The organism is Parasutterella muris, from assembly GCF_009767915.1.
In the GTDB taxonomy this organism is placed as follows: domain Bacteria; phylum Pseudomonadota; class Gammaproteobacteria; order Burkholderiales; family Burkholderiaceae_F; genus Parasutterella; species Parasutterella muris.
Genome location: NZ_WSRP01000014.1, coordinates 56,138 through 68,164, shown reverse-complemented (window position 1 = coordinate 68,164; position 12,027 = coordinate 56,138). Strand labels below are relative to the sequence as shown.

General features: G+C 48.4%; 10 protein-coding genes. 4 read left to right on the top strand and 6 right to left on the bottom strand.

Translation table 11 applies throughout. The annotated features are described in order from the left end of the window. Positions 1–627 precede the first annotated feature (627 nt). Both pgsA and uvrC read right to left on the bottom strand, forming a co-directional pair. Positions 628–1,224, bottom strand: a complete 597-nt coding sequence (pgsA, locus tag E5987_RS05790) for a CDP-diacylglycerol--glycerol-3-phosphate 3-phosphatidyltransferase (protein WP_160335151.1) — start codon at positions 1,222–1,224, stop codon at positions 628–630. Further along, positions 1,208–3,109 carry an excinuclease ABC subunit UvrC gene (gene uvrC / locus E5987_RS05785; protein WP_160335150.1) on the bottom strand — a complete coding sequence of 634 codons (1,902 nt, stop codon included), beginning with the start codon at positions 3,107–3,109 and terminating at the stop codon, positions 1,208–1,210. Before uvrC ends, pgsA begins: the two co-directional genes overlap by 17 nt. A 133-nt stretch (positions 3,110–3,242) precedes the next feature. On the opposite strand from uvrC, the gene earP reads away from it, so the two are divergent. From earP to E5987_RS05765, 4 genes are all read left to right on the top strand, one after another. After that, a complete protein-coding gene (gene earP / locus E5987_RS05780; protein WP_237178741.1) occupies positions 3,243–4,382 on the top strand; it encodes an elongation factor P maturation arginine rhamnosyltransferase EarP in 1,140 nt (379 codons plus the stop codon). A 74-nt stretch (positions 4,383–4,456) separates the two neighbouring features. Continuing rightward, complete coding sequence (gene efp, locus E5987_RS05775; RefSeq protein ID WP_160335149.1) at positions 4,457–5,014, top strand: elongation factor P; 558 nt, start codon at positions 4,457–4,459, stop codon at positions 5,012–5,014. A gap of 122 nt (positions 5,015–5,136) precedes the next feature. Beyond that, entirely contained in the window at positions 5,137–6,711 is a 1,575-nt protein-coding gene (locus E5987_RS05770; RefSeq protein WP_160335148.1) for a Na+/H+ antiporter NhaC family protein, read from the top strand. Between the two features lie 93 nt (positions 6,712–6,804). Further along, the gene (locus E5987_RS05765) at positions 6,805–7,242 is read left to right on the top strand and encodes a hypothetical protein (RefSeq protein WP_160335147.1); all 438 of its coding nucleotides are present in this window, start codon (positions 6,805–6,807) and stop codon (positions 7,240–7,242) included. Between the two features lie 11 nt (positions 7,243–7,253). On the opposite strand, the gene E5987_RS05760 is transcribed toward E5987_RS05765, so the two are convergent. From E5987_RS05760 to E5987_RS05745, 4 genes are all read right to left on the bottom strand, one after another. Continuing rightward, positions 7,254–7,865: a thermonuclease family protein gene (locus E5987_RS05760; protein WP_160335146.1), complete on the bottom strand. Its 612-nt coding sequence runs from the start codon at positions 7,863–7,865 to the stop codon at positions 7,254–7,256. A gap of 135 nt (positions 7,866–8,000) precedes the next feature. Continuing rightward, complete coding sequence (locus E5987_RS05755; protein ID WP_160335145.1) at positions 8,001–8,774, bottom strand: anaerobic ribonucleoside-triphosphate reductase activating protein; 774 nt, start codon at positions 8,772–8,774, stop codon at positions 8,001–8,003. Positions 8,775–8,840: 66 nt separating this feature from the next. Next, positions 8,841–9,020 (bottom strand): anaerobic ribonucleoside-triphosphate reductase, encoded by a 180-nt coding sequence (gene nrdD, locus E5987_RS13285; RefSeq protein WP_160335144.1) that lies wholly within the window; start codon positions 9,018–9,020, stop codon positions 8,841–8,843. A gap of 35 nt (positions 9,021–9,055) precedes the next feature. After that, entirely contained in the window at positions 9,056–11,071 is a 2,016-nt protein-coding gene (locus tag E5987_RS05745; RefSeq protein WP_160335143.1) for a ribonucleoside triphosphate reductase, read from the bottom strand. Positions 11,072–12,027: the final 956 nt, after the last annotated feature.

Here is a 12,027-nt window from a genome sequence, read left to right as displayed (position 1 = left end):
CACTCTCTTGGTGTTTGACGGAGTATTTCTACTCCTTCATCCAATAAGCGCGAGCTAAAAATTTCTTCGCGAATTCAGTCCTCTAAACCCGCTTAAATCTTCAGCGCCCGCTCTTATCGGTCGTCGATAAATTTTTAAAGAACTTTGTTTTCGCTGTCGTGTTGATCAGCGAGGATGCGAATTATGAAGATGATTTTTTGGGTTGTCAAATCTTCAAGCGAAAAAAATTTTCTTTTCAGATCGGGTATATTTAATTTATTGCAGATAATCAAATAGTTATATCAGTTGTATACTTTTATTTCAGCCTTATTTTCTTTACGAACTCTCCATTAAATCCGCTTTTTTATTTTTTCGGACATTCAACCGGCGTTTGAGTAACCGCAGCTATTCAAGATTGCTCTTAGAACTTAATAGCATCACCCTAATAAAAAATGCATATATTCATAAGGTTATTTATTTTTATTACTGTTATCCAAACCTTAATATTTCTTCCGAGTTGCTTGGTGACCGCAAAGTCTTTCCCTTCCTGTCTATTTTCAAAAAGCGATATAAATCGCTTGTAAAAAGAAAAACCTCCGAATCATTTCAGCGACCGGAGGTTCTTTTGTCTAGGCTGCAGACAGCGGCTTAATTTTTCGGCTCATTGCCAAAAAACGGAGCTGCGGCCTTCAGATAAACGAACATCGAATAAAGCGTGAGAACCGTTGCGATGTAAATCAGCACTGTGCCGATAAAGTAAATATCAACTCCTGCGATGTCATCGAAATATAAAAGCATCGGAATTGAGACCATTTGGGCAATCGCTTTGATCTTGCCAAACCAGTTGACCTTGACTTTGCCCGATTCTCCGACGCGCGCCATCCACTCGCGGAGCGCTGAAACAGTAATTTCGCGGCCAATAATCACCAGGGCGACCAGCATGTCTACTCGCCCGAAGTTCAGCAAAACAATCAGCGCCGCGCTCACCATCAGTTTGTCTGCGACCGGATCCAAGAATGCGCCCAGCTGCGTTCCCATCCCGTATTTACGGGCAATATAGCCGTCAAGTGCGTCAGTAATGGCTGCGACGATAAAAAATATGCAGCCGATGAGATTTTGATGCTGAATAGATAAAATCGTTGTCGGAACCATAAACACGCCGACAATCAGCGGAATAAGCGCGATTCTGGTCCAGGTAAGGACCATCGGAATGTTGATTCTGACTTTTTTAGGAGATGTGTTCATGAAGCTGAGCGTAAATTTGAGTTGCAATAGTTCGGGAGATGCCTTCCACAGATGCAATGTCTTCTATCGAAGCATTTGAAAGCACTTTCAAACTTCCAAACCGCTCCAACAGCTTCTGCCTTCTCTTTGGCCCGACGCCTTCCAAATCCTCGATTCTAGAATAATTTCTCACCTTTGCACGTTTTGCACGCATACCTGTGATCGCGAAACGGTGTGCCTCATCGCGAATCTGTGCAATAAGCATTAGGGCTGCGGACTCCGGTCCGAGCTTTAACGGCTCTCGATCCGGATCGGGAAAAACCAGTTCCTCCAGACCGACTTTGCGGCCTTCGCCTTTGGCAACGCCGACAATCACACTCTTGTCTAAGCCCAACTCGTCAAACACTTCACAGGCCATTTTGACTTGCCCTCGACCGCCGTCAACCAGCACAATCGTCGGAAGCTGAGCCTCTCCGTTGGCCACCCTCTGATAGCGGCGTGTCAGGACCTGCCTCATAGCTGCATAGTCGTCCCCGGCTTTTACATCATGAATATTGAAGCGGCGATACTGCGAACTGTCCATCTTATTGTTGGCAAACACTACGCAGGAGGCCTGTGTCGCCTCTCCGGACGTATGACTGATGTCAAAACACTCCACACGGAAGTCTCCATAATCGGATTCCGGAATATTCAGATCAAGCTCCCGCACCAGAGCGTCAATCCGTCTCTTCTGACTGCCCTCTTGGACTAATCTCCGTACCACAGCCATTCTCGCATTCTTAACCGCAAGTTCGAGCCATTTTCTGCGGACATTCTGCGGCTTGCGAACCACTGTAACTTTTCTTCCGGCTAAAGCCGCAAGTTCTGCTTCGATGGCTTCGTTCTTCTCCTCGAGATTGACAATAATGACCGGAGGAACTTCCATGTGTGAATAGTGCTGCACGATGAAAGCCTCCAGAATTTCTTCTCTGGAAGGAAGTTCCGTCTTTCCGTTAAGCGACGGGAAAGACGCTTTGTCTCCGAGATGCCGGCCTCCGCGAACCATCGCAAGATTGACGCAGACCTCCCCTTCCGAAATCACGACCGCAATGATGTCCGCGTTCGAATCCGGAGAAGCCTCCATGGACTGCTGATGGACAACCGACGAAATGGCCGCGAGATGATCCCGCATGACAGCGGCTTTCTCAAACTCAAGCTTTTCGGAGTACTCGTTCATACGGCGCCTGAGATCGTTCTGCACCTTTTCAGAATCTCCGCTGAGAAATTCTTTAGCAATCTGCACAGAGTGCGCGTAGTCCTGAGGCGAAATCTCTCTTGTGCAGCCGCCGCTGCAGCGGCCGATCTGATACAAAAGGCACGGACGAGAGCGGTTCTTAAAGACAGAATCCTCACAGGTTCTCAGCTGGAAAATCTTCTGCAGAAGAACCATCGTGTCCTTCGCTGCATTCGCATTCGGGTACGGACCGAAATAGGAATTCTTTTTATCCAGCATCCCCCGATAATACGAAAGCCTCGGATATTCCTGAGCACTGAGCTTCAAATACGGATAACTCTTGTCATCCCTAAATAAAATGTTGAAGCGCGGATCCTGTGTCTTGATCAGATTCGATTCGAGAATTAACGCTTCCGCCTCGCTATTGACCACGGTAATCTGCGCGTCGGCAATCAGGCTGACCATAACAGCCGTGCGGGGAGCCAAAGTCTTCTGAAAGTAACTCGACACGCGCTTCTTTAAATCTCGTGCTTTACCGACATACAAAAGATTGCCGGCTGCGTCAAAATACCGATAAACACCGGGAAGATGCGGAAGGGTTTTTAAAAAGGAAGCCGAGTCAAACTTTTTCGGCGTCTCATTTGTAGAAATGCCCTCTGCCGCCTGTTCTGACTTCTCGTTCTGCTGCTCCATAGTTCGGTCTCGTTTGATATGTCTGAGAATTATAGACAGCCTGTGTCAGCAGCCGTCTTTAATTACAAAGAGTTACCCGATATATGCACTCTGAAGCGCCGACCTCATTCTTCGCTCCGCGTCAAAAAATCCGATGAACGTCCTTACAATGCCTGTATTCAAATTTTTTTTAAAACCCATGCTGAATATTGATCTTTTCTGCGACGTCATTGATAACTTCGGCGATGCGGGCGTCTGCTGGCGCTTAGCTCGTCTTCTGACAAAAGAAAAAGGGGGCCGCGTCCGACTCTTTATCAATCGCCCTGAAACACTGCAGGCTCTTGCCCCAAACCTAAACAGCTCAAATCTTCCTCAGACACTCGGCAATATTGCCGTCATGCACTGGGATGAATGTCTGAAGTGCACCCCGGGAGACGTCGTGATCGAAACGTTCGGCTGCCGGCTGCCCGATGAATTCGAAAAGAAAATCGCGGCAAAAAGCCCTCAGCCGCTATGGATCAACCTGGAATACCTCTCGGCCGAAGATTGGGTGGAAGGATGCCACTGTCTGCCTTCGCCTCATCCGTCTCTTTCTGTGCAGAAGTACTTCTTCTTCCCGGGCGTCACGAAAAAAACCGGCGGCATTATGATTGAAAATGATCTTCTCACCGCTCAGAATGCCTTTGAGCAGCATCGCAGTGAATTCCTGCAAAATCTCGGGCTGCAGCAATCCGTATTCACGGTATTCGTTTTCTGTTATCCGGAGGCGCCGCTTGAGCATTTTTATGAAGCGCTCAGCAAAGACGCGCGTGAAGTCAATGTCCTGATACCTAAAAGCGCGGCAGCGGATAAGTGGCTGAAACTTTGCGAAGACAATCTCTCTGAAACCATACATACCAGAGTCCTTCCGATGGTCCCGCAGGAAAATTTCGATCAGCTGCTCTGGTGCGCCGACAGTCTGATTATCCGAGGAGAAGACTCCTTTGTGAGAGCCCAGCTCGCGGCTAAGCCGTTTATATGGAATATCTATCCTCAGACGGAATCCACACATATCAAGAAATTGAAAGCATTTGCTTCAAGACTGACATCGAGCTACGGTGAGCTTCAGCCCCTGTGGCTTGAGATGAATATTGCGTGGAACGAAAGACCTGAGGAGATTCCAAGACTGTGGCCTCAATGGAGAAACAGTACTGAAGAACTTTCAATATGCTCACAGTCTTGGAGAAATGATCTCCTCGCAATTGGATCTCTTAGTGAAAATCTGTGCAAATTTATTGAATTAAAGCTAAAATAGTCAGCTTGAAAAAAATTTTGTTCGCCCCTGTTTGCATCGGCGAGAACGTTAACTTTTAATCTAGTGAAAGAATTATGAAGACAGCACAAGAACTTCGCGTCGGCAACGTCGTGATGATTAACAACAATCCGATGGTTGTTTTGAAGTCCGAATACAGCAAGGGCGGCCGCGGTGCCTCCACCGTTAAGCTCAAAATGAAGAACCTTCTCTCTAACGGCGGTACAGAAACTGTTTATCGCGCTGATGACCGTTTCGAAGACATCATCCTCGATAAGAAGGAAGTTTCTTATTCCTACTTCGGTGATCCTCTGTATGTTTGGATGGACGAAGAATACAACCAGTACGAAGTTGAAGCAGAAGTCATGGAAGACGTCCTCAAGTATCTTGAAGACGGCATGAAGGCTGAAGTCGTTCTTTACAACGGCCGCGCCATCTCCATCGAACTGCCGACAATCCTCGTTCGCGAAGTTGTTTATACAGAACCCGCAGTTAAGGGTGACACTTCCGGCAAGGTCATGAAGCCCGCTAAGCTCGCCACCGGCCACATCATCCAGGTTCCGGCTTTCGTGAACACCGGCGACAAGATTGAAATCGATACAAGAACAGACGAATACCGCAGCCGCGTTATGTAATTTGTTCTGATCGTACGATCAGCAGGCCTCCGCAGTGCGGAGGCTTTTCTTTCTCTTGAATATCAGGGCCGGAGCTGGGCTAAAATTATTAACTTGTCTCTATAACTTCTCAAAAAATACTCATGGAACCTTTTGCCGCAGGCTGGCTCTCCATATTGCCGCCAATTATCGCGATTATTCTGGCTCTGATCACTAAGGAAGTGTTTTCTTCCCTTCTGATCGGCATTTTCTCGGGGGCCTGCATTTATACGTTCGGTTCGGGCGTTCCCGATCCCCTCATCAAAATGCTGGATGTCACCTTTTCCCTCATGGGCGAAAAAGTCGATTTCCAGATCCTGCTTTTCTGTACGCTCCTCGGTGCGCTTGTCTATGTTCTCAACATGTCGGGCGGCACTAAGAAATACGGAGAAATCGCACGCAAAAAGATTAAAAGCAGAGAAACCTCCGTACTCTCAACGTGCGCCCTGAGTTTCTTTATTTTTATCGATGACTACTTCAACTGCTTGACAGTCGGCACCGTCATGAAGCCGCTCACCGATTCCTATAAGGTCTCGAGAGAAAAGCTCGCCTACATCATTGACTCAACCGCCGCGCCGATGTGCATTATCGCTCCGGTCTCATCCTGGGCGGCCGCCGTCGGAAGCTCTTTGAAATCAACTGGTGCTTTCCAAAGCGATTTCCAGGCATTTGTCTCCACGATCCCATACAACTTCTACGCGATCTTCTGCCTGCTGCTCGTGATCTACCTCTGCTGGACCAACAGAGATTTCGGCCCGATGAAGCTCGCAGAAGAAAACGCGCTCTCCAAAAACGTGGCCGAAGAGCAGAAGGTAAATATCGACCGCAGCAAACATGCCCAAAGCGAAAAAGGCACGATTTGGGATATGCTGGTTCCTCTTATTGCGCTTGTCGTTTTTGCCGTACTCGCTTTCCTTTATGACGGCGGCTACTGGGGCAAAGATCCGCAGTACCACACTATGATCGCAGCGCTCGGCAACTGCACCGCTTCCAAAGCGCTGGTCTGGGCCTCTTTCGGCGCGCTTGCCGTCGCTTTCTTAATGTACATCCCGCGTCGTGTGGTTACGTTCCATGACTTCATGGAAGGCACAATCGAAGGCATGAAGCTCATGCTGCCCGCAAACGTGATCCTCGTTCTTGCCTGGACACTCTCGGGTGTCTGCCGCGATCTGCTCCTCACTCAGAATTTCGTACAGGCTTTCGTTGCCGGCGGCTCCGGTTTCGATATCTTCCTGCCTGCTGCGATCTTCTTAATCGCTGCCTTCCTTAGCTTCTCCACCGGAACCGCTTGGGGCACTTTCGGCATTCTGATTCCGATCGCGGTTCCCGTCGCTGCCGCTGTCGATCCCTCGCTCACGATCGTCTGCCTCTCCGCTACGCTGGCAGGTTCCGTTTTCGGCGACCACTGCTCTCCAATCTCCGATACGACGATTCTGTCAAGTGCGGGAAGCGGCTGCAGTCATATTTCACACGTCACAACGCAGCTGCCCTACGCGTGGTTCATTGCCTGCTGCTGTTTCGTCGGCTACATTGTTGCAGGCTTTACAAAGGGAAGCTGGGTCCTCAGTTTCGGCGCAACGGCCGCATGCTTTGTCCTCTTCCTCGCCTTTATGTGGAAGCGAAGCTTTAATGTCAAAGCCTACGCAGCGCAAATTCACAGCGATGTCAGAGTAAGCTGATTACCTGCTCTAAGTAAACGCCCGCAAGGGCGTTTATTTTTTATATAAACCGATCCGCTACAATGGTCGGAAAGATAAATTTAATGAGAAGAAATGAGCAAACAGCCTGTAAAAGGAAGACCGATTGATTTTTCCGACAAAAGGTCAGAACCGTTCACATCGTATCGTCTGAAAGAAAAATGCCGAGTGCTAATCTTTAGCTATCTGAAGGATGAAAAAGCTCAGCAGATCATTGCTAACCTTGAGTATCTCGGAAGCAGAAAACTCGATGAAATCCACGAACACGAGACTGGCATGGGTACCTCGTTCTTCTCAACAGAAGTCGAAAAGATGTGGGTGAAACCGGAAATTCTCCTGCCGCTTCCGGAAGTTTCAGAGGTGCTCGCAGAGGTCGCCGTTAAGACCGGACAAGGATTTGATCTTCCGATTTTTGCGGCCTCGCCTAACGGAGCCGGTTTCGTTGCCGTACTTCTCTCCCCGGATTGCTTTGAACTCAATCCGGAAGGACCGGAAACCTGTCGGATTCAATAGAAAAGTACGGACTAATTCGCTCTCGGGTGAGCTCGGCGCCACTCCCAGGGTCGTTCGGGATTAGGATCCTGCCAAAGACCGAGCTTCTCTCTTCTCGCCGCAGATTCCGCATCTCGGTACACCATCCGATCAGAACTCATCATATCCTTCACATACGGCGTATAAACCCAAGCATATCCGTCTCTAACCTGGGCATAGTTCAGATCGTTCCCATCGGTCATAAGCTTGCCGACCAAGCGTCCGTACTGATCTTTCTCGCGGTAAGCAACTTCTGCTTTAAATCCGTTCATTTTCAGCATGCGGTAGAGGTTGTCGCGGCTTTTGTTTCCATAAGGCATCTTGCCCTCCGGAGCGTCTATGCCAAGCAGTCTCACACGCTCTTCGCGCCCGTTGGAAGTCTTGATGTAAACCGTATCGCCATCCGGAACACGCGTCACGGTCGCGTGAATTAACTTAAAGCCTTCCTTATCGACTTGCTGAACCTGCTCACCCGGGCGATTCAGCTCGATCGTCTGAGTCTCTCCCGGACCATACACGCCTTTGATGAGAGCGACGACAACCGCAAAAACACCAACAGCGAGATAAACACTGCGCTTAAAGTTGTCCGGCTTGAATTTCTGCATGGTTCCTCTCCGATGCGTTGATACTGTTTAACGTGATACTCGGCTCAGTTTAACGAAAACAAAAAAAATACCGACACGAACAGGACTGTTTTTGAGCTTCTTCCTGCCAAGTGCCGGTATGTGTTTTGTTCAAAGCTACGGACGCCTGAGAATAAATTCGGGATAAAGCGCCTTCAGCTCATCCAGAGCCTGCGGATTCGGATAGTGCGCGCCGACGCGCTCCAACACTTCCTCCTCGGGAAGCTCTCTCGGCTGGCGATAAATCTGAAGCGCAAATGTGCGCACGCCGGCCTCCTTCAATTCCTTCACAAGTTTGACGATCTGTGCTTCACTGAGATAATCAGGATGCGCTGTCGTGCGTGTCTCCAGAGCGACTCCGGAAGCAAGCAACAGGGAAAGTGATTTTCTGACTTTCTGCGCCGAACCTTTTCTTCCGACAACTCTGTCATAGGTCTCTTCTTCGGACAGAGGCGCTTTGATGTCAAGGCCGACCCAGTCCAAATACGGGAGAATCTCTGCTAGGCGCGCCGGATACATCCCACCGGTGTGCAGTCCGACTTTATAGCCGAGTGCTTTGACCCTCTTCACCGCGTCAGCGAGCGCGGGATCAACACAGGGCTCTCCCCCGCTGAACACAAAACCGTCAATCAGCCCTTTTCGGCGCGAAAGAAACCGCTCAATGTAAGCCCAGCTCACCTGATCGGTCTCTGCGTCTGGCCGACGACTTTGAAGTTCTTTGTTCTGACAGTAGACGCAACGCCAGGGACAGCCCTGAATAAATGCGACAGCCGCCAGGCTTCCGGGAAAATCAATCGTTGTGAAGCGGACCAGTCCGCCGACGACTAACGCTTCAGCCGGTTTGCTGCTGACTTCCTCAATTTCGATGATTTCCCTCTTTTTTTCTGACATCTTCTGGCCTTTAAAAAAGCCTCCGATCATGCGGAGGCTTCGTACTGAACGACAAGTGGTTAAGGATTACTTACCACAGCCGCACTTGCTTTCAACAAAGTACTTGCGTTCGGCGAATTCGCCCTGCTTGCCAATGTTGAAGGAAGATGTAGGACGGTGATAACCCATCACGCGTGTCCAGATTTCGCATTTTGTGCGTTCTTCGTCTTTCAGTGTGATTTCCTGTTCTTTTGCTCTTTCATCCATTTTGCTGCTCCTGTCAAAGTCAATAAATCTGTGTATTAAGAGGCCTGGGCCATTTCCTGCTTCTTCTTTGCGATCAGTTCGGCGTCGCACTTCGGACAGAACTCATGGTTGCCCGGGATATAGCCGTGTTTCGGACATACCGAGAAGGTCGGCGTAATCGTAATGTACGGAAGACGGAAATTCGTCAGCGCGCGGCGAACGATATCGCTGCAGAGCTCGGGACTCGAAATCGCTTCGTTCATGTAAAGGTGAAGCACTGTACCGCCAGTGTACTTCTTCTGCAAATCTTCCTGCATTTCGAGCGCTTCGAACGGATCGTCCGTGTAGCTTACCGGCAGCTGAGAGCTGTTGGTATAGTAGGGATGATCCGGCGTGCCTGCCTGAAGGATCTTGGGGAAGCGCTTCTTGTCTTCCTTGGCAAAACGATAAGTCGTGCCCTCGGCTGGTGTTGCTTCAAGATTATACATATGGCCGGTTTCTTCCTGGAACATGACCATCTTTTCACGGATATGGTCAAGTACACGCGCTGCAAAATCGTGACCCGCTTCCGTTGTGATGTCTTCCTTATCCTGTGTGAAGTTGCGGATCATTTCATTCATACCGTTGACACCGATCGTCGAGAAATGATTGCGCAGCGTTCCGAGATAACGTCTTGTATACGGGAAGAGCCCCTGATCCATGTGTCTCTGAATAACCTTGCGCTTGATTTCAAGGCTGTTGCGGGCTAAGTCAAGAAGAAAATCAAGACGCTTGAAAAGACCTTCTTCGTCCTGCGCGAACACGTAACCTAAACGAGCGCAGTTAATCGTGACAACTCCGAGAGAGCCGGTCTGTTCGGCTGAACCGAATAAGCCGTTGCCGCGTTTAAGAAGTTCGCGGAGGTCAAGCTGCAGACGGCAGCACATGGAACGAATCATATTCGGCTTCAGTTCCGAATTGATGAAGTTCTGGAAGTACGGAAGACCGTAGCGGGCCGTCATACTGAAAAGCAGACGCGCGTTGGGGCTGTCCCAATCAAAATCCGGCGTCATGTTGTAAGTCGGGATCGGGAATGTGAACACGCGGCCCTTTGCGTCGCCTTCAAGCATCACTTCAATGTAGGCGCGGTTGATCATCGCCATTTCTTCCTGAAGTTCACCGTATGTGAAGTCGGCTTCTTCTCCGCCGATGAGAGGGTGCTGTTCTCTCAAATCTTCCGGGCAGACCCAGTCGAATGTGAGATTGGTAAACGGCGTCTGTGTGCCCCAGCGGCTCGGAACGTTCAGGTTGTAAATGAGTTCCTGAATGCACTGACGAACTTCCTTGTAGCTCAGGTTGTCCACACGGACGAACGGAGCAAGATACGTGTCAAAGGAGCTGAACGCCTGAGCTCCGGCCCATTCGTTCTGCATTGTGCCGAGGAAGTTGACGATCTGGCCGATCGCACTGGTCAAATGCTTCGGAGCGCCCGCTTCCACTTTACCGGGAACACCGTTAAGACCTTCGTTGAGCAGTGTCTTTAGCGACCAGCCGGCACAGTAGCCGGAAAGCATGTCCAAATCATGAATATGAATATCAGCTTCACGATGCGCCTGACCGACTTCTTTCGGATAAACGTAACTGAGCCAATAGTTGGCAACAACCTTACCGGAAACGTTCAGAATCAGACCGCCCAGAGAATAGCCCTGATTGGCGTTCGCATTGACGCGCCAGTCAAGCTGCTGCAGATATTCGTTCATGGAGCTTTCCACATCAACGAGACTGCGGCGGGCGTCGCGGGCTTTTGCACGCTGTTCGCGGTAAACAATATAAGCACGCAGCGTCTTACGGTAACCCGTATCAAAAAGTGCGTTTTCCACCGCGTCCTGAATCTGCTCAATGGTCGGTGTTGTGTACTGTTTGAGCCTTTCCATCACTTCAACATGCGTGATCCGGTTGGCAGTGGCGTCATCAAATTCACCGGTCGCAGCGCCGGCTTTAGCCAGGGCCGCGGAAATCTTATTCATGTCAAAGTCTTTTACGGTACCGTCACGCTTGATTACGTGAAGCGGCATCACTATAGATAGGCTCATTAATCACTCCGTTTGGAAAATTCTGGTTCAAAGTTGATGGCCTCGATACTACTATGCAAACTTTGAATATACAAACGGCCTCGCTCATTATGAACACAATCAATTGTAGGTTAGCAAATCATTGCAACTAAATAAAGGGTTATTGGAGAACCGCTAAGGATTGTGGGTGCGTCATTTCAATTTTTTTCCGTCATTTCATACGGATAACTTTTAGCAATCGGAGTTTGATCAGCTCAGACAAAACACAAGATGTTGAAGGCAAGATATTCGGACTGAATTCAGCAGACCCGGATTCATTGTCCTGACAGATTAAAAATTTAGGCTAGAGAGCATAAAAACTAACAAATAAAGTTCTTTTATAAAAACATGAAGTTATCGGTATGCACGAAGAATCCGTCTTTTAAGAGAAACAAATCTAAAAAAGAGAGTATATTTTTTAATTATTGTTTTTTAGATATACGCTTAAATTTTTCATTAGATTTATATTTTATTGGTGTCAAATTAAATTAAATTCACTTCTTTACAGATAAGGAATAGTCCTAATTAGGGATAGTTCTAATGAGATTTTTATCAAATAGCTGCCCGGTGAACTGTTCTCCAGTTCAAAGGACCGCAAAAAGGTCCCTTTAGTGAACCGCTGCTGGATGAATTTATAACATCCCGGACGCTTGGCGTTTCCAATGCAGCCTCGATGTTTCTTCAGCAATTGCGAGATCAAAATATCGAAGGCAAGAAAAAACCGCCTTGCCGGCGGTTTTTGGGTCTTAGACATACCATCCGGGACCAACCGGAGGTATCTCGCGTTAAATAGAGGAGAAACGCATTTAATAAGACAGTGCCAATAGAATACATAAAAAAATTTTCTTTTTGCAAAATTGAAACAAGAAAATTTAATAAGAAACAAGTTGTTAATCAAATTTCAATAATTTTAGATAAATAATTAATAAATATATCAA